Raw genomic sequence first — 23,840 nt, 5'->3', positions numbered from 1 at the left:
TTTTTATATCTTGTTTATCAATTCACTTTTGAGCCACTCAAAAGCAGCAGCTTGATTATATTTTATTTCAGGTCTTAACAAAGCCTCCATATCTCCTGTAAAATCTGAGTCGATTTCTTTTGCTTCAATATTAAGTAAAAACCCTTTTTGGTTTGCTGGTTTAGAAACAGAAAATTTCATGTTGTTATACTTTGACATTCCAGGTTATAGATTTAATACGGTCTGACACTTTTTGAAGTGTTTTCAAAATCTCTTTTTCATCTGGCAATTTGCCATATACTAAGTTTTTAAAATCAATTTTATACGTGTTTTTTAGTTGCTGCCAGACCTTCTCTGGGTCTTTAAAAAGTATAGCATCATGAGGGTGTTTCTCTAGCCATTCGTTATTGGTTTTAAAACTATGCACGTCGTCTTGCGCAACCTTATCTAACATTTCATCAAATGGTGTTCCTTTGAAAAACTCATTTACTTCATCTAGCTTTAAGAGCATATGTATATCATACATATGACGTATTTTGTTCCTCAAATCGGTTATGGGGTCATCAGAATGCGAAAACCGGACAAGACTCATGATCTTCTCGCAAAGTGTTCTTCGAACATCTAACACACTAATATCAAAGGGTAGCATATGATGCTCTCTTGCTAATTCATTTTGGTTAGCATTCACCATCATATCATAGATATACGTTGAAATTTGTTGGGCGCTATAAGGCTCAAAATGGCCTAACCAAGAAACCTCTAGTATAATATGCTCGCGCACTTGACCAAAATTTCCTTTAAATGTTTTGGGGTAGGCATAAGCGATTTTTCGAATCATACCCCTTTTATTGGTGATACCTTCTATTTCTTCTTCAATAAATGGATCTGTTACAGCCTTTGTTACTTTTCTAAGTTTCTCCTTTAGTTGGTTTCCAGATTCTCCTTTTTTTGTTAAAAGCACCAAATCAATATCTTCTGAAAAGCGCTCTATAACATCAAAACATTTAGACAAAGCTGTACCGCCCTTAAAAACAACTTCATCTTTGAATTTACTATGATAAATAAGATGCAAGGCATAGCACACCCAATAATCCTTTTCGATGTAGATATCTAAGATTTCCATACGTTCGGCTGTGGCACGTATGGCTTCATTGAATAATGCTGTGTTTTCGTGAAGCGTCATATGATATACCATTTTTTTGCGGTTGGTAGTATCTTCTCAGAAACAGGAATCTTATAAGTGGTAATAGGGTTTAATGATTCGAAAAGGTCTTTAAGTAATATCTCCTCTTTAACTTTTAAAGAAGATAGTAACGCTCCTAACAGCGCCCTTACCCCTGGACCATACTTGAAGGCTAGTTTTATAATTTGTGTCCTTTGTTCTGGTTGCAGCTCCTTTAACAATGTGAGTAGGCGTGTACAACTATCATCTACAGTAGTATCAGGTATTTTCTTTATAAATCGAATTACATCAAGCAATTGTAGCAAGGGTATATTTTCAATATTAATAGTATTCTTTTGTTTTACAAAAGAAATATTATAACGCCCTCTTTTTAATTTTGGACGTGTTTGTTGTTTACCTATCTGGATGGTATTACTAACCTGTGTGGTAAAGCCTAGATTATTATAAATACTGTAGCCTGTAATATAACCGATACGCTTTCTGCCTTCTTCTTCTAATAGGTCTTTTACTATTTGGTATTGCTCCGGTAATAGACTACCAAATACACTTTCTTGTGGTTTGTAATATTTTCCTTTAGAGAGCTTACTGATTTTACCAGATTGCGCCATTCTATTCAAATGCTTTATAATAGCTTCGCGCTTATTCACCGATGTCAAAAAATCAACATAGGTGAATACATAGCTCTTAGATAGCTTATTTATCTTATCTTCGATGTAATCAGAGGTTTTCAGCTTATCGTATTTTATGTAAAGATATTAAAATGTCCAGTTTATTAACTAATAAACTGGACATTTTTTGAAATTTAGTTGATAATTTCTAATATCTTTATTTGTTTTTCATTACAGGGGTTCCGACCTTTGTTTGCGTTTAAAAAATAAACCAGTTCGCAAACAAAGGTCGGAACCCCTGTAGCGCGCACGTTAAGATTGTACAGTTCGTCTCTCAAAATGAAGTTATTCTACTTAACTTTACCTTCCTATTTAAATAATTTTGATTCTCAACTTTTCTTGGATGCGAGGTTGGCCATTTCTATATATGTAGTACAATTAGGCTTATAAATATTTGTGCTAAGTTCATTGCACAAGAAAGAATAAACTTCATCAGCAAGACAAGTTTTGATATACTTAAACACATACAATCTTAGTTATTTTTCGAGAAAGCTACCAAATTTTGAGTATAAACTCGAATAACTACTACACCAAATTCATCTTGTTCATTTTTTTGTCGTGTTCATGTAACATGAACACGACAAAAAAATGAACATTCATAAATTATATAATATCTAAAGCCCTTAAAAATAAAAGTCATGGAACGTAAAATTCAAATAAAGCAAGTGCTGGCAGATCTAATATCTATATTACCACAGATTGTAAAACAGTTTAAGAATGAAACTAAATACGATAAGATTATTGGTTTTTTAAATGCGAAAGATTATTTAAATGATGACGATTTACCTTATCCAACTTTAAAGCAAATATCTATTGAAACAGGTTTGACGCCCCACCAGATCAGAAAACAACTAAAAGAAATATATGACTCTCTACTTAGTTATGACGACGATTTCAACTTAGATTTCTCAAAAATTGAAATTCAAGTTACTGCAGAATTTCTTAAAAATTATGCTTCATTCACATGCAAAAACCTTGGTTATATCCCGAGAGTTGGAGAGAATATTATGTTACCCTTTTTAAAAGCTAAAGTTGGCATCGGTCATTTCTATGTTAAAGACTTAAGTCATAGCTTTGAAGCAGACAAACAGATTATACACCTATATGTAAAAGGTGGTACTTATAATTCTTATTGGCACTATCGAATGGATAAGGCTCTAGAGTTAGGAGAAATTGGTTTATTAGAGGAACATAAGTTGTATGAATATCAAATGAAAGAACGCCTTGGTCTACGTATATAGCTTATTACAATTGTTGTTTTGAAAACAAAATCAAATCAAGAGAAAACAAAGAAGTACACCTAAAATACACCTCGAAGGCTCCTACCCTATTGTTTACGGGGATAAGTAGATATTGTATCGGCAAATAAACTTAAATATTTGATTATCAATCACTTTATATTTTCAAAAACTTATTTATTTTATTTCTTCCGATATTCTTTTTCGATTAATGTGGTTAATTTAAAAGTGATTTTCTATGGTCGCCACGGGGTAAAGCAAGAACTACGTTTACTAAATTAACAGCATCTATAGGGTTCTTACTCATCAGTGGTGAATCTAAGTGTCCAAAAGTTATTATTCGCTGTGTAATTCTGTTGTTTGTTGCAGACATAAATTAAATTAAAAATTTTTAATAATTAAGAGCGAAGAATCAATTTGTTTTAGGCTACTATTACCGAAACTTTTACGAATGCCTAAAATATTAACATATTATCCTAATTCATCTTTTGGCAAATATTGCATTGCAATCAATTACAACAGAGTTAAATCAGCTCATTTTTTGATAAGGTTTTATAAAATAAGTAACTTCGGTAATTTAATTCACTATTAAACATGAGCGGACAGCCGACCTTAATTTGTATTCCCGATATAAGTGGTTTTACCAATTTTATGAGTGATGCAGATTTTGAACTTAGCTCAAAGGTCATACCTGCCTTGTTGAATAATATCATCTATTCCAACGAAATTGATTTAAAAGTCTCCGAAATAGAAGGTGACGCAGTCCTTTTTTACCGAACCGGGGCGCTACCTACCTTAGGCCAACTCGTAAAGCAATGTAAATATTTTTATACTGAATTTTACAAACAATTGGAATTGCTTCGTGAGCAATACATCGATATAAATGGCGCTTCAAAAATTCCGAAGATATTGGGCCTTAAAATCATTCTTCACTTTGGCGAGGAAATCGGACTCGTGAATATAGGGAAGCGTATAAAATTAATGGGGGAAGATGTGATTTCTGCACATCGACTGCTAAAAAATAATATTCCTTTTGATGAGTATATGTTGTTTTCCAACCAACTTATCAATCAATACAAGAATAATTTGGAAAACGACGATTTCGATTGGGCAGAACTTCGGGAAGGCCACATTGACGCGGATTATATCGGTGCAATTCATTTTAATTATATAAACCTTTCCCCGCTATCCGAATGACTATTATAACCATTTAGCAACTTGGTGGAGATACAAAAGCCTTTACTACTGCAACGAGCTCTATTTCCTATTCAACAGAAAAAACATGCTAAGTGTAAAAAAGTAACTTGTGACATCGAAAATGAATAATTCGACCAAAATTTTTAAAGTATGATTACTAAAAAATTAGGAATTTATTTGATACCCACACTCTTCCTATGTTTTTCGTCTACAATGGTTTTTGCCCAAAAAATAAAAGCAAAGAAAGGCAGTTTCGGAATTGATAAGTCCAATAAAATTATCGTTTGGCATCATAGCAAAATTGACACCATCTCTTTTACATCTTCAGAAATAAAAGGATTTAAATTTGGTAACTCGTTTAAGGTTTTGGACACGATTTCTTCACTAGCCTATTCTAAAGAATATAAAGTCAGTAGAAAAGGGAATATATACTCACTTTATATTTCAAAACTGCCACTGGTACAAGTTAAAGTTAGGCCAGTAATTAACGAGAATACTAAGGTATTAGGGCGATACAAATATTTCAATCAAAACGATTATATTAAAAGTAGTGTGGGTATAGAGTATCGAGGAAACCTCTCTTTAACCTATCCCAAGAAAACATACGATTTAGAATTTTGGGCCGACAGTATTAAGAACAAATCAAAAGATTTAAAATTCAAAGACCTACGTGACGATGATGATTGGATTCTTGACGGACTTTACAATGAACCTCTCAGAATTCGGTCTTACATAGCCAATAAACTATGGCTATCGATTCATAAACCGGGCTATCAATCCGTTGGTAAAAAAGCTAAAAGTGGTATCGATGCGGTCTTTGTGGAAGTTTTTAAGAACAATCAATATCAAGGAATACATACTTTATCTGAATCTGTTGACCGTAAGCTCCTCAACTTAAAAAGGAATAATAATGAGAATATAGAGGGAGAACTATTCAAGGCTTCCTCCTATGAGGGCGCGCCAGCGTTTAAAAAGGCCCCAGAATTTAATAACCTCTTTCCGCATTGGGGTGGTTTCGAAATGGTTTTTCCAATAGTGGATTATGAATCGCATTGGGATAATCTCGCCGACTTTGTGGATTTGGTGGTTAATGGCAAGGATACAGATTTCGCTCGAAGCATTTCGGAGAAAATCGACATCGACAATACTATCGATTATTTTCTTTTTGTAAACCTATTGCGGGCAACGGATAATCTAGGCAAAAACTACTACTTGGCGCGGTACGATGAAAATGGCGTATATTTTTTTATTCCTTGGGATTTAGATGGAATTATGGGAATAATACAAGATGGCAAAAGAATTGTTACTACTGATGATATCCTAAGTAATGGTTTGTTTGATCGGCTTTTAAAGGTAAACCCTAACGGATATAAATCGAAAATCAAAACTAGATGGAAAGCCTTGCGGAAATCCGATTTTAGTGACGACAATTTATTAGGGACAATCGAGACACTGTATTCGAAATTACGGACAGAGAAAATATACGAGCGCGAACACCTTATTTGGCCAAGTGAAAAATCAGTAGAAAATGATTATGAGTATCTTGAAACTTGGCTAAAGAATCGACTTGTTTTTCTTGATGCACATTTCCAAAATTTACAATAATCACATGAGTAAGGTTTTATTTATAGTTTACTTTACTTTTTTGGTAGTATTCTAGGCAAATTCCATGAAACTAAAAAAAGTTCATGCTATAAATGTCATAAGTCATATAAAAGGCAAATATGCCTCAGCAGAATTTATGCTGAAAAATTATTTTGATTAAGGAATTAAAGTACAAATAAAGGATGAAAATGAGCAAAGAAGTAGAAGTGAAATTAACCCTTGAAATAATTAGAAAGGATGGTCTTGAAGGACGAACTAAACCGTACTAGACAGTTATGGAAGAAATCAGAAATAGAATCAAAAAGTTTAAATAAAGAATTCAATGATTAACCTTTCATTATCATATAAAAAATAAAAATATGCCGTAAGTACAGTGGAGAATCAGATTATCTGGCTCGGGTCAGTAATCAACAAGATAGTCTATTAATATCTGATGATGACTGGGGTCATATTGATGGGTTTATTATGGACATAGGTTTGGTATAGAAGAATTTAGCCTCAATGTGATTTGCAGAAGAGTTGATTACAAGATTGAAGCGGCTATAGGATAATAAAATTACCATTGAAGAACTAGAAATATTGAGTAGGAAGTTCTATTGATATAAGAAAGTTCAAATAAACGATTGAAAGATTGTTACTATAAATTGGAAGTCGAATTCTAAATGACTTTTTTTGCTTTTATAATTATCATATATCTTTTGAATTCCCCTTTTACTTTTGGGAATAAAAAAAGCAACCCTATCATATTAGGGAACACCAATGCAAGTATCATTGCATCGGAAAATTTAATTACGGCATCCAGAGTAACAGCAGCCCCCAAAACTGTAAAAATCAAAAAAATGATTTTGTAGGTTAAATCTATTAGTTTGCCTCTCCCAAATAGATATTTCCAAGCTTGTAAACCATAGTACGACCATGACAAAATAGTTGAGAAAGCGAACAAGACTACCGCTATAACAAGTATATATGAAGAACCAGGTATAGCATTATCAAATGCCAAGGATGTTAAATTTACGCCTCCAACTCTACTTCCATCCGCCATCAGGGCTTGCCCGTTAACCACATCACCATAGACAAAAGCCCCGTCAATATTGAACATAATGATTACAATAGCGGTCATGGTACAAATCACAACGGTATCAATGAAAGGTTCAAGTAAGCCCACCAAACCTTCAGAAGCCGCAAATCTTGTATTCACCGCTGAGTGGGCAATGGCAGCTGAGCCCGCACCTGCTTCATTGGAAAAAGCAGCTCTTCGAAACCCTTGAATCATTACTCCGATAAAACCTCCTGTGATGGTTGCTTTTGGGGTGAAAGCCTCATTGAAAATCAAGGAGAACGCGTCATCTACAAACCTAATATTCGAGAATATTATGAACAAAGCACCCGCTACATACAACACCGCCATGAATGGCACAATTTTCTCGGTCACCTTGGCAATGCGCTTAATACCTCCAATTATTACAATACCTACAAAAATCGCGAAGATAAGTCCCACTATACTACCCGAGGCAGACCCTTCAAATCCAAATCGCTCTATAATCTGCGCTGCAGCCTGATTGGTCTGAAAGGCATTTCCGCCACCAAAAGAGGCCCCAATACATAATACAGAAAAAATAATGGCCAACAATTTTCCGAAATGTTTATAACCCTGTTCTTTCAATCCTCTCGACAGATAATACATGGGACCTCCAAAAACATTGCCTTCCTTGTCTATATCACGATACTTCACCCCTAAAGTACATTCCACAAATTTAGAGGACATACCCAATAAGCCTGCTATGACCATCCAAAAAGTAGCTCCGGGGCCACCAATGGATATTGCGACTGCAACCATAGCAATATTTCCCAAACCTACAGTGCCTGAAACAGCTGTGGCCAGTGCTTGAAAATGATTTACTTCACCATAATGGCTCTCATTCTTAATGGTATCAACTAAATCACCTTCAATTTCATGGACATTTGTAATCAATGGAATGTTCGACTTTTCCAATGCATCATACTTGCCCCTTACCACTTGTATGGCCGTTGGAAAGTGTTTCACATTTACGAAACCGAAATACAAAGTAAAAAACATTGCTCCTGATAGTAGCAAGATTAACACTATAGGGATGCCAAATCCGGCAATTGTGATCTCGGTAAAGATTAAATTTTCCCACCAAATAGCAAATGGCATAAACGTTTCATTGATGCGTTCGTCCAACCCTTGAGATTTGGCATTAAGAATAAATGGAAATATAAATAGTGCAGTGAATGTTGCTTTGCATTTTTGGTTCAAGTACATACTTTCTGGTTTGTGATTTGAACGTAAAATGCAGAATCGAAATACAAAACTTGCGAAAAGTCTGAAAAAAGTTGAAATTGTCAGTAAGCAACCTACTGACATAATCAATGGAAAGTCATATCCTATAGGAGAATGTTTTCTGAGGGTATTGCCAAACGAATTTTTCGTTCCCTCTTTTCCGACATTTCGAAAAGCATGTCTTTTAGTGGTTTAAGGTGATGATTTCGGGTCCAATTCTCCTTGCCAAAAAGACCATCCAATAAAGCGACGAGTAAGCGCTTTATTTCATTGTAGTCTTTGATGTCATATTTTTTTTTGGAACCATCAAAACTTTTCGGTTTAATTTCCAGCCAATCATCACTGCCATTTTTCTTGCGTTCTGCAAACTTTAGAAAAAGTTCATAGGAGGCAGGTGTTAATACTACTTTTCGTTTCGAGCTTCCTGGCATACCCTTTAATAGGACAAATTGTTCCTGTTTACCGCTTTTATTTTTTTGTCTAATGAAATCGATGTGGAAATGTTGTGCAATTGGGATTACGTTTTCGGATAGTTCCTTAACCCAGCTCAAAGCAAGCGCAAAGAAAATCATAATGAGCGAAGATTTGAAAATTGCCGAGAAAAGAGTGAGATTCATGGAAGAATCCGTCAATTTGAAAAATTGGGCCACCAAGGTCAACAAAATACAAATCAATGATAGCCATGCTAATCCTTTCAACCTTCTTTTTATAAAGGATTCCCATAATACAAATCCCAAAAATCCCAATGTTAAAAGTGCATAGTACACGTCTAATTCACTTATGATAGCCAAAGATTTTCCGGAGGCCAATTTACTTACTGTTGGCAAAAAAGAGAATAAGAATGGAAGCCCAACTATATAAATCCAATATTTCGATTTAATAATAGGTGCCAAAGGTTTTGGCAAATATCGAAACCAAGGAAGGGCAAGTAAAATGAACAAACTATTAAACAAGGATAAAATGCTGCGCCAACCTTCATGAATAGTGTCGTTGATTATCTGATTTTGAGAGAAATAAACTTCTAACCCACCGGAAAAACTCCAACATAATACCGACAATGCAAGCCACACCTGTCCGAAATCATTCTGTTTTTTACCAATATGCCACCAAACTATAATCAGTGCAAGAAAGGCAAATAAACATACCGAAAATTGCCACCATCCATAAAAGGATAATATTTCATTATCAATTATTGATTGATCTAAAAAATAGGTGGATAATAGATTTAATTCCATTTAACTTCAAATATAACTATTTGGCTGAGTAGATTTCTACCTAGCAATTTCTTCATGACTCTTATTTCAAATTTTATATCTTAAGGAAGTTCAAATAAAGGATTCATTTGATGTGGAATTTAATAAAAATGAAAATTGGATTAAACTTGTTTTTGGTTTTTCTACTCCTTGCAATATTCAATTAAAGGGCACAACTATTACCAGAAGATGAAGAGTTTATATCTGGATACATAATCAGGAACAATATACCAGGACTAAGCATTTCGATTGTTAAAAACGCGCAAATAGTTTATTCAAAAGGATTTGAGGCAAAAAACTAACTACGATAAAACCTCCTATGAAAAGCCCTAGTCCAATTCTCTAAAGTTTAAACAAAAGGATAGTTGTCATCCTCATAATTTATTCATAAATTGAACCATTATTATTAATATTGGTTCATTATGGCGGTAATTAGAAAATCTATCACATTTACAGAACAACAGGAGGCTTATGTAAAAAGTTTAATCGAACAAGGCTTTTACACGAATGATAGTGAATACATAAGAGATATTATTCGAAAAGATCAAGAGCGTAGAAAGCGCATTGTGGATTTGAACGAAGCACTTATCGAAGGCATGGAGAGCGGGCCATCGGATGCCACAATAGATAGTATTTGGGACGAAGCAATTAAAGAGCACAATGCCGAAAACTAGCTATCTAATTAGTGTTAAGGCAAAGAGTGATATTAAGTTTATTGCCAAATACACCATAAAAGAATTTGGTGTAAGTCAATCTTTGAAATATGCGAAGGGTCTAAAAGAGATTTTTGGAGAGTTAGCAAATAACCCCGATTTGGGTAAGAGATATGTGGCTGTTAAAAACCAAATGCTTCTAAGGTATCGATATAAATCACACGTAGTTTTTTATTATATCGACAGTAAAGAAATTTTCATAGTTCGAGTACTTAGCGGTAAGATGGACTTTCCAAAGCACCTAAAGTAAAGTTCAAATCATGAATACGATATAAACCCTGTAACAATTAATTAACACTTAATCTATTACTTATTAGTGGTCAATTAGAGTGTCTAAAGTGGTTTTCTTCCTGAAATAATATTGTAAAGTATGGCAATAACCGCAAGAACTAATAAAATATGAATTAGGTTGCTTGAGCCAATGCCAGCAATTATGCCAAAAAAGCCTAAAGCCCAAACTAAAATAGATACCACCGCAATTAACCAAAGAATACTTCTCATAACTATATTTTTTAAGATTTCTAAATTTCATCCATATCTCAATAACCAGTAATCAGCTAACATTAAAATATGTTGATGTGGTTTTTAAAAGTATTTAATCTCAACGACCTTAATTGCTCCTATTACTAAATATATTAACACAATAAAAATTCAGCTATTTAAAGGCTTTTAATCAGGTTAACATATCTTTTCATTAAGGTAAGAATATCTTGATTTGTAGCATATTTTTATTTTTTGATGTTAAAGTATATCTATACTAGACTTAAAATATTATAAAGGCAAGCCTTAAATGACTGAACATAAAAACACAAATACATTTAAAATAAAACATCTTCCATCATTAATTGTGGATACCTATAAAGCGTGGAATGCTTCCGACCCATTTAGACTTAGCGCTGTAGTTGCATATTATGCAATACTATCACTTCCCGGTTTGCTAGTAATCATTATTAATTTGGTAGGTGCTTTTTGGGGCGTAGAAATTGTACAGGGACAATTAACTAATGAAATTTCTGGAGCATTAGGGCACGATGCCGCTGATGCTATTCAAATCATGATTACAGAAACACAAAATGAAAATAAGAATTTTATAGCAACGGTTCTTGGAATAGGAGTTTTGCTATTCGCCGCGACCGGGGTGTTTTATCATTTACAATTATCACTTAATGAAATTTGGCAAATAAAACCAAATCCAAAAGCTGGTTGGAAAAAGTTGTTCTTCGATCGAGCCCGTAGTTTTGCATTTATTCTTGTAATTGGATTTCTGCTTCTTGTGAGCTTTATAGTTACGACAGCTATAACAACCTTAAATGAATATATTCGAAGCATTCTTCCTGAATTTATTATTTACATTGCTTTTATTTTAGATTTCACCATCTCAATTGGGATTATAACAGTCTTGTTTGCATTAATTTTTCGTTATTTGCCTGATGCTAAAATTCGTTGGAAAACTGTTTGGATAGGTGCACTGATTACTTCTTTTCTATTTGTTCTAGGTAAATTTTTATTAGGATTATACTTTGCAGAAGCTAACCCAGGCTCTACTTATGGCGCAGCAGGAACCATTGTTTTAATATTATTATGGGTGTCTTATTCCTGCTTAATATTATTTTTTGGTGCTCAATTTACTTGGGTATATGCCAACCGATATGGATTAGGAGTACAATCAAAATCTACCCCATAGATTGCAGGCGATAAAAAATAGTTCCAATAGGGTTAACCATATAATTTATTGAAACAATCTGAGCTTGTTTTTAATGGTAATTTTATGAGAATTAATAATAGTGAAAAAACAAAATTATGAAGACAAAACGAATTTCAGATAAAGTAGAAAAAGCACTTAATGAACAAATGACTAGAGAAGCCTATCAATCTCAAGTTTATCTTTCTTATGCCTCATGGGCAGAAGTAAATAGCTTCCCAGGAATAGCTACTTTTTTATATGGACACATGAAAGAAGAACGTGAACACATGTTCAAATTCCTAAAATATATTAATGACAGAGGTGGTGAAACAAAAATTGAAGCCATAAAAGCTCCACCAGCCAATCCAACTAATATTGAAGATTGTTTGAATAAAATTTTAAAGCATGAAATTGAAAACTCTAGGCAAATTGATAAAATTGTGAATCTCACCCATAAAGAGAAAGATTGGGCTACGTTCAATTTCGCTCAATGGTTCGTGCAAGAACAAATTGAAGAGGAAACATTAATTAATGAAATTATTGATAAATACAGATTGGCTTCAAAAGAGAAAGATAATAACGCAAATCTATATGATCTAGATCGTGATTTAGCAAGTGCTTCTCAACATGCAACAATACCACAAGAAGAAAAACTATAGCAGCATAAAACTATGTTTAATAAAGAAATTAAAACCCTCAATAAAATTGAGGGTTTTTTATAAATCAAAAATATAACCTACCAGCTTTTTATTTCATCCCTTATTTCTTCTTTCTTTTTGCCAGTTTTTTCTTGAAGTTTACCTAACATTTCATCAAATTTACCTTCAGAATATGTTAAGTCATCATCAGTAAGACTTCCATATTTTTGTTTAAACTTACCTTTTACTTGTTTCCACTTTCCTTCTAATTGTTCACTATTCATAGTTTCTATTTTTAAAGATTAATATTAAATCTAGACTCTAAAATAAGTACAACTAATCCGTTCCATTAACTTGAAAAATTAAAATACTAATGCAAAAAAGTATAGATTGTTTTCTATCTATTTTAATTTTTTGAGATAGAAAAAATCTTTAAAGGGATAGTCTATACTATCTGAATTTTTAATCTTTAGTGAAGTGAAAGAATTAAGTAAACAACGCTTATTAGAAGTACATAAAGAAAAAGGTAAGAATATTAAGTGGTAATTGAAAAAACGCATTACGAAGGCCTTACTGTTCATTTGTTTATTAGAACTTAGAATCTTAAAAGTACTTTACAGCTCTAAAAATGGCCACTGTAAAGAAGGTCATACACGACCCATAATTTTCAAATACGTGTTGCCAAAATAAATATATCAATTTTATACAAACTCATAAATGAATACCATTAACCCAAAAATAATACGCCAGATTTTTGTTCTTATTTTAATACTTACTCTAGGTGCTTTAATTTTCAAAGAAATTGCACCTTATTTATCCGGAGTGTTAGGTGCGATAACCTTATATGTTTTATTGCAAAAACCAATGGCTAAATTAATTAAGAGAGGATGGCATCCAAAGATTGCATCCAGCTCACTAATGATGCTTTCCTTTCTGGTTATTCTTATACCTGTTTCCGGAGCTATATTAATGTTAGGAAACAAAATAAGTGATGCTGTAAACAATTTCGAGAATGTAACAGCTGCTCTTAAAAATCAATTAAAAAAAGTGGATACTTATTTGGGTTATGACCTTACCTCAAAAATAGATGTTTCAGCAGTTTCCGGTTGGGTTTCTAAGAACCTTCAAGGTTTCGCTGGCACCACATTCTCTACGATTATCGCTATTTCCATAATGTATTTCCTTCTATTTTACATGTTAACAAATCGGAAAAGTTTTCGTGAATCGTTATTCGATTATATCCCCATAAGTGACGACAACCTTAAAGTCATTGGTAATGAAATTCGGTCCATGGTTAAAGCTAATGCATTGGGTATTCCCTTAGTAGCTCTTGCACAAGGTATTGTAGCACTAATAGGGTTCTTAATTTTTGGGATTGAGAATGCGATATTCTGGGCAGTTATTGTTACCATTGGATCAATGATACCTTTTGTCGGAAACCTACTTGGTACAGTTCCCGTTTTTATATTAACCATTTCCAGCGGTAATACATTTCAAGCATGGGGCATTTTAATATACGGAATTGTGGTAGTTGGATCTACCGATAATTTAATTCGCTTATATGTCCTTCAAAAATTAGACAACGTACATCCCTTAATAACATTAGTTGGTGTAATTATCGGAATTCCTTTATTTGGATTTATAGGTTTAATTTTTGGCCCACTTTTAATAAGTCTTTTTATTATTATCATTCGTATTTATAAAATAGAATATGGTAATATGAATTAAGACTAACTTTAGAATCTCTTTAAAAGATTTTTATTCTATTTAGGTATTATTTGGGTCTACTTTTACATGATTTCCTGAATAATTGATAAAGTATTAATTGTTACATATTTGTATAACCCTGTTTGATAAGAATGAATTCCATACACGATTATAAGTGCTTCTACAATTAAAATAATACTTCAACCATAATTTAAAATCAGGAAATACGTTTGTTACCCTACCTTAGTGTATTACTATTTTAGTGATAAAATCCTTCATTTCTGATAATAAAATTAAAAGAACTACATTAAACTCGTTTAACTATTATGGATTTTGAATTGGAGATTCAAAAAATATCCCAGATACAACAACACCCATTACAATTAATATTAGAATTGCCACTATAATGAAAAAACCTGTTTTTGTGATTTTGTTTTTTTGAAAAATATAATTACGTTTTGGGTCATTGGCTTCCTTAACAAATTCTGCATTTGTTGCTGGTTGTTTTTCATCTAATTGTTGCTTATTCATGTTTTTTTTATTTTAAATTAATTACTTACTATACTTATTTTAAATACTATTATAAATCCACAATAATGTCTTTATCTTCTTATATCAAGGTTATTGAAACTAACTCCCATTTTAGATAAAATTGTATTCAATTTATATAAACAGTTTTTTTGTTCACGAATTCTAAAATTCCTTCTCGAGAAAGTTCTCTACCAAACCCAGAATTTTTAGTGCCCCCAAAAGGAAGTCTCGGGTCAGATTTTACCATTTCATTAATAAAAAATGCTCCATCATTTATTTTACTGGTGCATCTTTTCGCTTCATCCAAATCTTGTGTAAACAACATTGTTCCCAGGCCATATACAGTATCACTAGCCACCTTAATTGATTCCGACCGTGATGCCACCTTTACTACAGCAGCCACCGGTCCAAATATTTCTTCCTTAAAAAGAGGCATCCCAGGTTTAACATTTACGATAATTGTCGGTTCATAAAAAGTTCCATTCATTTTATTACCCAAATGTACTTTTGCACCATTTTCTAAAGATTTATCAACTTGTTGCTTTACTTTTTCTGCTAAATCTTTACGAGCCATTGTACCAATTTCTGTATCCTTGTTTTTTGGATCACCCGATTTTAAATTTTTTACTTTTAAGGTGAACTTTTCTATAAATTCTTCATAAATATTCTCCATTACAATAAAACGCTTAGCTGCAATACAACTCTGTCCAGAATTTTGCATCCTAGCACTTACCATGGTATCTATATATTTATCCAAATCGGCATCCTCCCAAATTATACAAGCATTATTTCCTCCCAACTCTAGCACTACTTTTTTGAGTTCTTTAGCTGCTATTGCAGCAATTTTCCGACCTGCCTTTTCACTACCAGTTAAGGATACAGCTTTAGTAATGTCGTTTTCAATAATAAATTCAATTTGCTGATGATTTGCAAGAACGCTTTGAAAACAACCCTTGGGATATCCTGATAATTCAAACAATTCTTGCAAGGCTAAACTACAACCTGAAACGTTTGCTGCATGCTTTAAAATGACAGTATTACCAGCTGTTAATGTAGGAGCTGCAAATCGAATAACCTGCCAAAAAGGAAAATTCCAAGGCATAATAGCCAAAATAGAGCCTAGTGGATCATAACTAATAAAACTTTCAGTAGCTTCCGTTTTAATAATCTCATCTGCTAGAAATTGCTCGGCGTTTTTTGCGTAAAAATCACACACCCAAATACATTTTTCTATTTCAGCTATACTCTCACCTATAGGTTTACCCATTTCTTCAGTTATTAAAGAGGCGAACTTATTTTTATTTTTTTCAAGATTATTGGCTAAATCAACTAAGATATTTGAGCGTTTTGAAATAGGAACATTCTTCCAATCCTCAAAAGCCCATTTAGCCTGTTTCAATTTCTCATTAATTTCTAAATCAGAAGATTCTTTGTATTCTCTTATTAATTTTCCACTAAATGGATTTATAGATTTCATTCTGTTTATATTAAAATGCCTTAGCTATTAGATTTTTATTTTGCACAATCTACTAAAGAATTCTCACGAATATTAACGCTAAAAAAGAAAATCTTAATTCGAATAAGACTATTCGAATGAGTCAAATATTTGATGATTGGAGTCAAGTCTTTTAAATATAAAATCCAAATTTTGAAATATATTGAGTTGTAATAACTAATACTTTTGAATAATTATTTAAAAGGTGCTATGCAGTTCATTTGTCAATAAAATAAATGGAAGACTGAACTTTTATACTATTAAAATAATTGCGCTATGATTACAAAATTTATAGAGTTAGTAATTCAATTTATTAGGTAAAAAGGCTACTAGACTTCTTCCTAAATTTATCAGAAGATGTGAATTGGTAAACATCTGAAAACAAATTACCAAAAACAATAAATATAAAATGATGAATACATACACAGAAACAGTTGGAAATAAACTAAACAAATTATTAGATAAGACCATTGATGCTGAAAAAGGTTATAAAAAAGCAGCAGAACACGCCGATAGTGAAAACTTGAAATCTTATTTTAATCGAAAGTCCATAGAAAGAAAAACATTCGTGGACGAACTAAAAACGGAGATTGTATCTTTTGGTGAAAATGTAGAGAAGGGAGGAAGTGCTGCAGGGGCATTACATCGCGGTTGGATGGATGTAAAATCATGGTTTTCAGGAGATAATGATGAAGCAATGTTAGAAGAAGCAATAACAGGTGAAAGAACAGCAGTAGATGAATACAAAGAAGTTTTGATTGAAACTAGTTTACCTAGAAGTACAGTAAACTTACTAACGAAACAAATGTCTAAAATCAATTCGGATCTTAATAGTATAAAAAGGTTAGAAGACATTGCATAGAATTTTAGTGAATCAAAAAAAAGAGGATGTAATAGTACATCCTCTTTTTCATAAAGAATAGTATATGTTTTACAAACTATCTAATCAAAGACTACAAAAGAATATCGAAAAAGAATTTGACGCAATTTACAAATATGGGCACATTTTTAGTCCGAGATTAGTAATTGATGGACTCCAAGAGAATACGGTCTCTGTTATAACCGCCAATCAGCCCCACATCATTCAGCCGTCAATTTGGGGAATTCTCCCAGAATCATTTTCAGACGATTGGCAAGTTTATCAGAATCAAATGAATACGCTAAATATTACTGATAAATCAATAGATTCAAATGAATGGTATTCAGCACCTTTTTTGCTACGTCGTTGCCTAATTTTAGTGACCGGTTATTATACAAACCTAATAGTAGATAATCAATTATTACCTTTTCATATTGGTAGTAAAAGTGGAACACCTTTTAGCATTGCAGGAATATATAATAAATTAATGGATGGCTTTCTCACCTCATCTTTAATTACTGTAGAATCCAATAAACAACACCAACAAATACATAATATTAGTAATCAAATGCCACTAATAATTCCTAAAAATATGCGGAATACCTGGTTGGATTGTGATATATCTACACCAGAAATTAAGCATTTATTTAATTCAACATTGCACAATGATTTTAGGGCTACTCCTGTTTCAAAACGGATATTTGACAATGATTTATTAGCGGATTCAAAAGACTTACAGGTAATAGATAATGAAGTCCCACTTCCATTAACCCTGCAATTACTTCTTGCTGATTACAATATAAAAATATTAGAGACCGATTAAACATACTACAAGAATAAATAGTTTGCATCTCTTCGCTTTTTTAAGCTTAAATCACTTTATTATTTTCTTAGAGCTCCCCTCCTATTTAAACTAGTAATTAATGGAACCATTCCAGGTTTATCCAAATTAATTACACCTCTTTTTAACGTAACATCCTTTTGTTTCTATGATTATTTGCGCTTCAAATGGAAAATCAATTCAATAAAATTGATTGCGTTAAGAATGAAATGGATGGTGCTAATCAATTACCCAAAATATATACATATTTGTATATCGAGGTCGGATAATAGCCGGCAAAAATAAATAAGAACCTAAAAATAAAAATACTATGTTACGTTGGACAATTACTTTCGTTATTCTTGCAATAATCGCCGCAATTTTTGGATTTGGTGGTATAGCTGCAGGAGCAGCGAGTATCGCAAAAGTACTATTCGTTATATTCTTAATCCTTTTTGTAATCTCCCTGATTTCAGGCAGAAAAAAGGTTTAAATATATTTTAATTTAAGAAACATGAAAAAGAAATTTTATATCCTCGTACTTCTATTGGTAACCACTTTATCTTTCACTGCGCTTACTAGTTGTAGGGAAACAAACAAAGATGCAGAGGATAAGATTGAAGACGCTATTGATGACACTGGAGATGCCCTTGATGAAGGTGCTGAAGAGGTTGAAGATGCTGTTGATGATGCAACAGATGAAAATTAAGAATATTTTGGTTGGTTGATTGAATGTTAGTTATTTATAAAATACTAACACTTAACGGGTATCCTGTCTTCCATAGGATGCCCGTTATTTATTTAGAATATTCCGTCGTCAAATAGATACAAATGCTCAATGCTTCTCTAAAATAAATTATTGAACAGATTAATTCAAAGCATCTAGCACTTGTATACTATATAACTCACCTACATTAATGAACACATAAAAAAACAATAATTATGGATAACAAATTTGCAAAACACGAGATAGATTATATAAACTATTATCAGGAAAAAGGTTTTACCGCTAGTTTTATTTTTAAACAAGAAAGACTGATAGAAACTAAATCTAAAAACACCTATAAACCTGCACAGATTTTTGTCGTTGAAGAACGAAGGTTTGAAGGAATGAGTAATCCATCAGACTCGTCATTATTGTATATTCTTAAAACTGAAGATGGTAAAAAAGGGTCTTTTTTAGTGGCTTATGGACCACAAGCAGATATTGAAATAGCAGAATTTTTTAAGGCCATCCCTACTGCTAATTATATTAATAAGGTATAAATTAAAGGTTGGTGCTCCTTTACCTTTATCAAAATACATATTACTTGTCATCTACTTCATTATCATCAATTGCTAAAGGATGATCTGTCATTCCTAGACCAATTATTTTAATGATATTGACTACAGTATTATAAAGCATTAAGACCACTACAATAAGCGCTGCACTCAAAACACTTGATATACCTAAAGAAATGTAATATAAAGTACTAAACCAAGCTGCCGGTACTTCGTCAGATTCGGTTATGGGTAAATTAAAAAGCAAAAAAGTAATTACAGCAGCTATAAAGACTATAGTGTCCAATTTTGCAATTTGCAATACATGATGGTAGTGGTCCTTCTTTAGTTTTGATTTTGATGTAGAGCTTAAACCTAATAAAGTAAGCAATAATGCTAATATGGTGGCCGATGCCAATGCAATTGTATTACACAAAGTATTCATTCCATCCAAAGAATTTTTGATAAGAACTTTTGCTTCATAACCACTTAAACGTCCTAATAGGATTGTTCCCAATAGAATAATTAACATTGAAATAACCCCTCCGAGTAATGCTCGTTTTGTATACCTGCTTAGTTTCATTCTTTCATTAATTTTAGGTTTGTTGAAATTATAATACTTTTTTTACTGATTTTCGCTCAGCCAAACACTTAGCTAAGGCGCAATATTGGTTAAAAATCCATTTAACTTATTTAAAAAATATCTACATTTAAATTAGTATTATACTAGTTTTGATAAATTCTATTTTAGAATTTCTTAAATATACCAATGAACAATGAAAATAAATGTAAAATTTGATTTCAAAGTGTGCTGTATTGCAATTTTAGGCGAGCAATTAAATAAAATGAGCATTCCGCATATCGTTCATGGTCCTGGGGAGGTGGAAATTAAAAAACCGCTTTCCACAGAAGAGATAAAGGAATTATCAGATAATCTCAATAGTTATGGTATTGAGATTTTAGATGAGCAAAAGACGGTTTTAGTTGAACGAATTAAAAACACAATTGAAGAAATGCTAGAGGGAGACAAAGCACAAGTATTAAAGGTCTCCTCCTATCTTTCAGACAAATTAAATTACTCTTATGCCTATCTTTCAAACTTATTTTCGGAAACTACCTTTACCTCTATTGAAAATTTTATAATATTGAGGAAAGTTGACCGAACTAAAGAATTAATGGCAAATACCAACCTTACTTTAACCGAAATTGCTTTTCGATTAAACTATAGTAGTGTGGCACATTTATCTGGCCAGTTTAAAAAAACAACAGGATTAACACCCACAATGTTCCAAAAAATAATGAATAAGCGAAAAGAAAACAGCCAGTATTCTTCTTAACGAACCATATAATGGAGAACCATAAAAATATTTTAAATGTTGCTTTAGCAGACGATGACATTGATGATCGTATGCTTTTTAAAGAAGCCATTGAAGAAATAGATATAAGAACCAATTTATCCTTATATAATAATGGGCAAGAATTGATGGATGCTCTTTATCTTCCGAACGTTATATTACCTAACCTCATATTTCTAGATTTAAATATGCCCGTTAAAAACGGTATGCAATGTCTTAAAGAAATACGCCTCAATCCAAATTTAAAAGGAATAACTATTGCGATATATTCTACCTCTTCTTCAGAGAAAGATATCGAAGATACTTTTGTTAATGGGGCAAATATTTATCTTAACAAGCCCAATAACTTTAGTAAATTGCGAAAGTCCGTTGAAAGGGTCTTACAACTTGATTGGCAATACCACACGTCAAATCTTAATAAAGATAATTTTTTGTTTCGTTTGTGAAATATTAACGTGAGGTTATTAAGATTTTGCAATTTCTTCAAGTTTACTTTTTATTCAGAAAAATTGAATTTCTCAGTTAATTTTAAACAATATGGAATTAAATACAACACCTACTAATTCTAAAAAAACTATACCATTTAAAATAGCTCTGGTAATTGCAATATTTCTATTACTTTTTATTGCTAGTGTTAATTATCGTGAGATAAAAAACCTGCAAACATCATCCGAATTAGTTACTCAATCTTTGATGGTAGATAAAGAAATAAATAATCTTTTCTCGCAATATAGTTTAATGGAATCCGCAGAATTTCGCTCTGTAATATTAAGAGACTCTACCTTTGCCGATTCTTATGTTGATTACAAGATAGAAAGTGATAAAGCGTTTGATCGGCTTTATGAACTAACAAAAGTCTTTCCAGAACAACAAGCAATTTTGGATTCTGTAGCAGTTTTAAAAGATAAATTGCATCGTACTTTAATAGCGCTACATGGTAAAATTGAACCTACAGATTCAGCCGTAGAAGTAATGAAGAATGTAGATATAGCTGCTGAATTATTAAAAAAAATGAGGAGTCAAAAAGTGCAAATGGTTTTAAAAAAAGAAGCACTTTTACAAGAGCGATTAACCTTATATAAAAAGCAGACCAATCTTACACCTCTTACTTCGTTATTATTGGCCTTTTTCGCCTTAGCTGTATTTACAATTGCTTTTATTAAAATTAGAAGGGATAAAGATCAGATTCAATCTTCGCAGTTGTTACTAGAAAATATTGTACAGAGCACCGATAATATTATGAACTATTATGAACCTATTTATAATAATCAAAGTAAACTAATTGATTTTAAAATAATTTTTGCAAATGAATGTAATCGCGAATACTTAGGACTAGACCCCAAGGAAATTATAGGAAAACCTATTTCTACCGTTTTTCCTTTTCTATTGCTCAACGGAGAGCTAGAGGAAATGATTGAAAACTTTAACAAAGGAAAAACTATTGAATTTCAACGTCAAGTAGCAGTAAATGGTGAAATATTATGGTTTCATTCCATAATTAAGCCTATGGATAAAGGCCTATTAGTTGTGGTAAGAAATGATACCGATGAGAATAAGGCTCATGAAAAGGTTCTCGCTTTAAACGAGCAATTAGTATTGCAGAACTCAATTATGGTTGAGGCAAAAAGAATGGCGCGTATTGGTAGTTATACATGGCATATTGAAACTGATACAGCTGAAATTTCTGATAACTTTTATCATATTTTAGGGTATAATCCTCAAGAATTTGAACCTTCATTTGAAAACTATAGAAAATTAATTCATCCAGATGATGTTGCTACTTATGAAGAAATAATGAAAGATGTAGTAGAAAGTCGAGAAGCACCAAATCATACTTATCGCGTGGTTGCTAAAAATGGCGATACTATTTATTTAAAAACAAAGGGCAAATTTTTACATAATAAGGGTAAAGAAATAATGATTGGCGTTGTTCAAGATATAACCACAGAAATGATGGCCATGAACGAACTTCAAAAATTAAATGAACAACTTGAAGTTCAAAATTCTATATTCGTTGATGCAGAGGGCGTAGCTGGTTTGGGTAGCTATATCTGGTATCTTGATAATGGAGAGGCAATTCTTTCCGATAATTTTTATCGTATTCTAGGCCTTGAACCTAATTCTCTAGAAATAACTTATGATAGTTATAAGCAATTTGTACACCCCGACGATCTTGAAGATTATAATAAATTGGGAGAGGAAACTGTTAATCACGGTAAATCTAGTATATCTAAATATCGAATAATTTCTGCTAATGGTAAAGTTAAACATCTTCAACTTAATGGTCAAATTATCGAAAAAGATGGCAGGCCAACCTCTGTAGGCGTAGTACAAAATATATCAAAAAAGGTTAAAGCTGATGAAAAACTTCGGATTAAAAACCTTGAACTAAAACGTAGCAATATCGAGCTAGATTCTTTTAATCGAGTCGCCAGTCATGATCTACAAGAGCCGCTAAGAAAAATTCAAATGTTCCTTTCGCGAATAGAAGATAAAGAAGGTGAAAAACTTTCTGATAAAGGGCTAGAATATTTTGACAAAGTTAATAGCGCAGCACTACGAATGCAATCTTTAATCCGTAACCTATTAACTTATTCACGTATTGACAGTACCCATGGCGATTTTGAGAAAGTAGATTTGAATGAAGTATTGGAGAAAGTTCAAGAAGACTTAGGTGAACGAATAAACGATTCTAAAGCGGTAATTGTTTCGGAGCAATTACCAAAAGTGAAAGGTATCTTTTTTCAATTAGAACAATTATTTAGTAACCTTATTTCTAATGCTCTTAAATATCATGACCCACAATTAACTACAAAAATAAATTTAAAATCTGAAAAAGTACATAGGGAGCAAATTCCAGAAGATTTTTTTAAAACAAAAAAACATTATTACAAAATTACAATTGTTGATAATGGTATTGGTTTTTCTGAAGAAAATGCTGGGAAAATTTTCGAGGTATTTCAGCGCTTACATCAAAAAAATGAATACTCAGGAACCGGTATTGGTTTAGCTATCTGTAAAAAGATAGTAGAAAATCATCACGGAAATATTCACGCCACTAGCAAAGTTGGAAAGGGCTCAGCATTTGTGATTTATTTACCTGCATAAATTTTATTGCCATCAAAAATTTATAAATTCAATAAACTTCTAGCGGTTTCTATATGTTTTAACTTAGCTATTTTCTTCTACTAAGTCCTTATTATTTAGTGTTTTTAACATCCTATCCTAACATAACTAAAAGTTTTATAACATAATCCAAAAGTTGTGTAAGACGGTAGGTTCATGTTGTTTCGATATTTGCTGTATGAAGATTAAACAATCTTTTAAGAGTCAAATTAATAATCTAAAACAAC

27 protein-coding genes are annotated in these 23,840 nt (G+C 32.3%); 16 read left to right on the top strand and 11 right to left on the bottom strand.

The window, feature by feature from the left end; genetic code table 11:
- Positions 1–3: 3 nt before the first annotated feature.
- The 3 genes from UH7x_RS16220 to UH7x_RS16210 are packed head-to-tail and all read right to left on the bottom strand — an operon-like array spanning position 4 to position 1,863.
- A complete protein-coding gene (locus tag UH7x_RS16220) occupies positions 4–198 on the bottom strand; it encodes a hypothetical protein (RefSeq protein ID WP_482360971.1) in 195 nt (64 codons plus the stop codon).
- A complete protein-coding gene (locus tag UH7x_RS16215; protein ID WP_482360970.1) occupies positions 185–1,162 on the bottom strand; it encodes a nucleotidyl transferase AbiEii/AbiGii toxin family protein in 978 nt (325 codons plus the stop codon). The genes UH7x_RS16220 and UH7x_RS16215 overlap by 14 nt, the downstream gene beginning before the upstream one ends.
- Entirely contained in the window at positions 1,159–1,863 is a 705-nt protein-coding gene (locus tag UH7x_RS16210; RefSeq protein ID WP_482363619.1) for a DUF6088 family protein, read from the bottom strand. The genes UH7x_RS16215 and UH7x_RS16210 overlap by 4 nt, the downstream gene beginning before the upstream one ends.
- A 605-nt stretch (positions 1,864–2,468) precedes the next feature.
- Here UH7x_RS16210 and UH7x_RS16205 point away from each other — a divergent pair.
- Complete coding sequence (locus UH7x_RS16205) at positions 2,469–3,071, top strand: hypothetical protein (protein ID WP_482360969.1); 603 nt, start codon at positions 2,469–2,471, stop codon at positions 3,069–3,071.
- Between the two features lie 214 nt (positions 3,072–3,285).
- Here UH7x_RS16205 and UH7x_RS16200 read toward each other — a convergent pair whose 3' ends face one another.
- Positions 3,286–3,441, bottom strand: coding sequence for a hypothetical protein (locus tag UH7x_RS16200; RefSeq protein ID WP_482360968.1), 156 nt, complete (start codon positions 3,439–3,441; stop codon positions 3,286–3,288).
- Positions 3,442–3,662: 221 nt separating this feature from the next.
- Here UH7x_RS16200 and UH7x_RS16195 point away from each other — a divergent pair, with 221 nt between their 5' ends.
- Both UH7x_RS16195 and UH7x_RS16190 read left to right on the top strand, forming a co-directional pair.
- The gene (locus UH7x_RS16195) at positions 3,663–4,265 is read left to right on the top strand and encodes a DUF2652 domain-containing protein (RefSeq protein ID WP_482360967.1); all 603 of its coding nucleotides are present in this window, start codon (positions 3,663–3,665) and stop codon (positions 4,263–4,265) included.
- Between the two features lie 150 nt (positions 4,266–4,415).
- Positions 4,416–5,870, top strand: coding sequence for a CotH kinase family protein (locus UH7x_RS16190; protein WP_482360966.1), 1,455 nt, complete (start codon positions 4,416–4,418; stop codon positions 5,868–5,870).
- 658 nt (positions 5,871–6,528) lie between these two features.
- Here the strand turns inward: UH7x_RS16190 and UH7x_RS16185 are convergent.
- A complete protein-coding gene (locus UH7x_RS16185; RefSeq protein ID WP_482360965.1) occupies positions 6,529–8,154 on the bottom strand; it encodes an alanine/glycine:cation symporter family protein in 1,626 nt (541 codons plus the stop codon).
- A 122-nt stretch (positions 8,155–8,276) separates the two neighbouring features.
- Entirely contained in the window at positions 8,277–9,407 is a 1,131-nt protein-coding gene (locus tag UH7x_RS16180; protein ID WP_482360964.1) for a hypothetical protein, read from the bottom strand.
- Positions 9,408–9,847: 440 nt separating this feature from the next.
- Here UH7x_RS16180 and UH7x_RS16175 point away from each other — a divergent pair, with 440 nt between their 5' ends.
- Together UH7x_RS16175 and UH7x_RS16170 are read left to right on the top strand one after the other, a co-directional pair.
- Positions 9,848–10,099 (top strand): type II toxin-antitoxin system ParD family antitoxin, encoded by a 252-nt coding sequence (locus tag UH7x_RS16175; RefSeq protein ID WP_482360963.1) that lies wholly within the window; start codon positions 9,848–9,850, stop codon positions 10,097–10,099.
- Positions 10,086–10,388 (top strand): type II toxin-antitoxin system RelE/ParE family toxin, encoded by a 303-nt coding sequence (locus UH7x_RS16170; RefSeq protein ID WP_482360962.1) that lies wholly within the window; start codon positions 10,086–10,088, stop codon positions 10,386–10,388. The genes UH7x_RS16175 and UH7x_RS16170 overlap by 14 nt, the downstream gene beginning before the upstream one ends.
- Before the next feature lie 83 nt (positions 10,389–10,471).
- Here UH7x_RS16170 and UH7x_RS16165 read toward each other — a convergent pair whose 3' ends face one another.
- Positions 10,472–10,639 (bottom strand): lmo0937 family membrane protein, encoded by a 168-nt coding sequence (locus UH7x_RS16165; protein WP_482360961.1) that lies wholly within the window; start codon positions 10,637–10,639, stop codon positions 10,472–10,474.
- 289 nt (positions 10,640–10,928) lie between these two features.
- Here UH7x_RS16165 and UH7x_RS16160 point away from each other — a divergent pair, with 289 nt between their 5' ends.
- Both UH7x_RS16160 and UH7x_RS16155 read left to right on the top strand, forming a co-directional pair.
- Positions 10,929–11,822, top strand: a complete 894-nt coding sequence (locus tag UH7x_RS16160) for a YihY/virulence factor BrkB family protein (protein ID WP_482360960.1) — start codon at positions 10,929–10,931, stop codon at positions 11,820–11,822.
- Positions 11,823–11,938: 116 nt separating this feature from the next.
- On the top strand, positions 11,939–12,481 hold the full coding sequence (locus UH7x_RS16155; RefSeq protein ID WP_482360959.1) for a ferritin: 543 nt from the start codon (positions 11,939–11,941) through the stop codon (positions 12,479–12,481).
- A 77-nt stretch (positions 12,482–12,558) separates the two neighbouring features.
- Here UH7x_RS16155 and UH7x_RS16150 read toward each other — a convergent pair whose 3' ends face one another.
- Positions 12,559–12,744: a CsbD family protein gene (locus tag UH7x_RS16150; RefSeq protein WP_482360958.1), complete on the bottom strand. Its 186-nt coding sequence runs from the start codon at positions 12,742–12,744 to the stop codon at positions 12,559–12,561.
- A 433-nt stretch (positions 12,745–13,177) separates the two neighbouring features.
- Between UH7x_RS16150 and UH7x_RS16145 the strand changes: the two genes are divergently transcribed.
- Positions 13,178–14,188: an AI-2E family transporter gene (locus UH7x_RS16145; RefSeq protein WP_482360957.1), complete on the top strand. Its 1,011-nt coding sequence runs from the start codon at positions 13,178–13,180 to the stop codon at positions 14,186–14,188.
- Between the two features lie 303 nt (positions 14,189–14,491).
- On the opposite strand, the gene UH7x_RS16140 is transcribed toward UH7x_RS16145, so the two are convergent.
- Both UH7x_RS16140 and UH7x_RS16135 read right to left on the bottom strand, forming a co-directional pair.
- Positions 14,492–14,698, bottom strand: a complete 207-nt coding sequence (locus tag UH7x_RS16140; RefSeq protein WP_482360956.1) for a hypothetical protein — start codon at positions 14,696–14,698, stop codon at positions 14,492–14,494.
- A gap of 127 nt (positions 14,699–14,825) precedes the next feature.
- Positions 14,826–16,175, bottom strand: a complete 1,350-nt coding sequence (locus tag UH7x_RS16135) for an NAD-dependent succinate-semialdehyde dehydrogenase (RefSeq protein WP_482360955.1) — start codon at positions 16,173–16,175, stop codon at positions 14,826–14,828.
- 427 nt (positions 16,176–16,602) lie between these two features.
- Here UH7x_RS16135 and UH7x_RS16130 point away from each other — a divergent pair, with 427 nt between their 5' ends.
- The 5 genes from UH7x_RS16130 (at position 16,603) to UH7x_RS16110 (ending at position 19,138) form a co-directional block, all read left to right on the top strand.
- The gene (locus UH7x_RS16130) at positions 16,603–17,055 is read left to right on the top strand and encodes a ferritin-like domain-containing protein (RefSeq protein ID WP_482360954.1); all 453 of its coding nucleotides are present in this window, start codon (positions 16,603–16,605) and stop codon (positions 17,053–17,055) included.
- A 64-nt stretch (positions 17,056–17,119) separates the two neighbouring features.
- On the top strand, positions 17,120–17,875 hold the full coding sequence (locus UH7x_RS16125) for an SOS response-associated peptidase (RefSeq protein ID WP_482360953.1): 756 nt from the start codon (positions 17,120–17,122) through the stop codon (positions 17,873–17,875).
- 328 nt (positions 17,876–18,203) lie between these two features.
- Positions 18,204–18,365, top strand: a complete 162-nt coding sequence (locus tag UH7x_RS16120; protein WP_482360952.1) for a DUF1328 family protein — start codon at positions 18,204–18,206, stop codon at positions 18,363–18,365.
- A gap of 21 nt (positions 18,366–18,386) precedes the next feature.
- The gene (locus UH7x_RS16115; protein WP_482360951.1) at positions 18,387–18,581 is read left to right on the top strand and encodes a hypothetical protein; all 195 of its coding nucleotides are present in this window, start codon (positions 18,387–18,389) and stop codon (positions 18,579–18,581) included.
- 233 nt (positions 18,582–18,814) lie between these two features.
- Entirely contained in the window at positions 18,815–19,138 is a 324-nt protein-coding gene (locus UH7x_RS16110; RefSeq protein WP_482360950.1) for a hypothetical protein, read from the top strand.
- 40 nt (positions 19,139–19,178) lie between these two features.
- Here UH7x_RS16110 and UH7x_RS16105 read toward each other — a convergent pair whose 3' ends face one another.
- Positions 19,179–19,715, bottom strand: coding sequence for a hypothetical protein (locus UH7x_RS16105; RefSeq protein WP_482360949.1), 537 nt, complete (start codon positions 19,713–19,715; stop codon positions 19,179–19,181).
- 193 nt (positions 19,716–19,908) lie between these two features.
- Here UH7x_RS16105 and UH7x_RS16100 point away from each other — a divergent pair, with 193 nt between their 5' ends.
- The 3 genes from UH7x_RS16100 (at position 19,909) to UH7x_RS16090 (ending at position 23,595) form a co-directional block, all read left to right on the top strand.
- The gene (locus UH7x_RS16100; RefSeq protein ID WP_482360948.1) at positions 19,909–20,469 is read left to right on the top strand and encodes a helix-turn-helix domain-containing protein; all 561 of its coding nucleotides are present in this window, start codon (positions 19,909–19,911) and stop codon (positions 20,467–20,469) included.
- An 11-nt stretch (positions 20,470–20,480) separates the two neighbouring features.
- A complete protein-coding gene (locus UH7x_RS16095; protein ID WP_482360947.1) occupies positions 20,481–20,933 on the top strand; it encodes a response regulator in 453 nt (150 codons plus the stop codon).
- Positions 20,934–21,024: 91 nt separating this feature from the next.
- Positions 21,025–23,595 carry a PAS domain-containing protein gene (locus tag UH7x_RS16090; RefSeq protein ID WP_482360946.1) on the top strand — a complete coding sequence of 857 codons (2,571 nt, stop codon included), beginning with the start codon at positions 21,025–21,027 and terminating at the stop codon, positions 23,593–23,595.
- Positions 23,596–23,840 lie beyond the last annotated feature (245 nt).

It is taken from the genome of Aurantibacter sp. UH7 (assembly GCF_056839165.1).
The sequence above is the reverse complement of the archived record's forward strand: the minus strand, read 5'-3'. Positions and strand labels throughout refer to the sequence as shown.

Coding starts and splice junctions, on each gene's coding strand:
- UH7x_RS16140 (WP_482360956.1), bottom strand. CDS start 14,698: ATGAATAAGCAACAATTAGATGAAAAACAACCAGCAACAAATGCAGAA.
- UH7x_RS16115 (WP_482360951.1), top strand. CDS start 18,387: ATGAAAAAGAAATTTTATATCCTCGTACTTCTATTGGTAACCACTTTA.
- UH7x_RS16110 (WP_482360950.1), top strand. CDS start 18,815: ATGGATAACAAATTTGCAAAACACGAGATAGATTATATAAACTATTAT.
- UH7x_RS16100 (WP_482360948.1), top strand. CDS start 19,909: ATGAAAATAAATGTAAAATTTGATTTCAAAGTGTGCTGTATTGCAATT.
- UH7x_RS16175 (WP_482360963.1), top strand. CDS start 9,848: ATGGCGGTAATTAGAAAATCTATCACATTTACAGAACAACAGGAGGCT.
- UH7x_RS16165 (WP_482360961.1), bottom strand. CDS start 10,639: ATGAGAAGTATTCTTTGGTTAATTGCGGTGGTATCTATTTTAGTTTGG.
- UH7x_RS16130 (WP_482360954.1), top strand. CDS start 16,603: ATGATGAATACATACACAGAAACAGTTGGAAATAAACTAAACAAATTA.
- UH7x_RS16150 (WP_482360958.1), bottom strand. CDS start 12,744: ATGAATAGTGAACAATTAGAAGGAAAGTGGAAACAAGTAAAAGGTAAG.
- UH7x_RS16180 (WP_482360964.1), bottom strand. CDS start 9,407: ATGGAATTAAATCTATTATCCACCTATTTTTTAGATCAATCAATAATT.
- UH7x_RS16170 (WP_482360962.1), top strand. CDS start 10,086: ATGCCGAAAACTAGCTATCTAATTAGTGTTAAGGCAAAGAGTGATATT.
- UH7x_RS16095 (WP_482360947.1), top strand. CDS start 20,481: ATGGAGAACCATAAAAATATTTTAAATGTTGCTTTAGCAGACGATGAC.
- UH7x_RS16190 (WP_482360966.1), top strand. CDS start 4,416: ATGATTACTAAAAAATTAGGAATTTATTTGATACCCACACTCTTCCTA.
- UH7x_RS16160 (WP_482360960.1), top strand. CDS start 10,929: ATGACTGAACATAAAAACACAAATACATTTAAAATAAAACATCTTCCA.
- UH7x_RS16200 (WP_482360968.1), bottom strand. CDS start 3,441: ATGTCTGCAACAAACAACAGAATTACACAGCGAATAATAACTTTTGGA.
- UH7x_RS16220 (WP_482360971.1), bottom strand. CDS start 198: ATGTCAAAGTATAACAACATGAAATTTTCTGTTTCTAAACCAGCAAAC.
- UH7x_RS16125 (WP_482360953.1), top strand. CDS start 17,120: ATGTTTTACAAACTATCTAATCAAAGACTACAAAAGAATATCGAAAAA.
- UH7x_RS16090 (WP_482360946.1), top strand. CDS start 21,025: ATGGAATTAAATACAACACCTACTAATTCTAAAAAAACTATACCATTT.
- UH7x_RS16145 (WP_482360957.1), top strand. CDS start 13,178: ATGAATACCATTAACCCAAAAATAATACGCCAGATTTTTGTTCTTATT.
- UH7x_RS16155 (WP_482360959.1), top strand. CDS start 11,939: ATGAAGACAAAACGAATTTCAGATAAAGTAGAAAAAGCACTTAATGAA.
- UH7x_RS16185 (WP_482360965.1), bottom strand. CDS start 8,154: ATGTACTTGAACCAAAAATGCAAAGCAACATTCACTGCACTATTTATA.
- UH7x_RS16105 (WP_482360949.1), bottom strand. CDS start 19,715: ATGAAACTAAGCAGGTATACAAAACGAGCATTACTCGGAGGGGTTATT.
- UH7x_RS16205 (WP_482360969.1), top strand. CDS start 2,469: ATGGAACGTAAAATTCAAATAAAGCAAGTGCTGGCAGATCTAATATCT.
- UH7x_RS16135 (WP_482360955.1), bottom strand. CDS start 16,175: ATGAAATCTATAAATCCATTTAGTGGAAAATTAATAAGAGAATACAAA.
- UH7x_RS16215 (WP_482360970.1), bottom strand. CDS start 1,162: ATGACGCTTCACGAAAACACAGCATTATTCAATGAAGCCATACGTGCC.
- UH7x_RS16120 (WP_482360952.1), top strand. CDS start 18,204: ATGTTACGTTGGACAATTACTTTCGTTATTCTTGCAATAATCGCCGCA.
- UH7x_RS16195 (WP_482360967.1), top strand. CDS start 3,663: ATGAGCGGACAGCCGACCTTAATTTGTATTCCCGATATAAGTGGTTTT.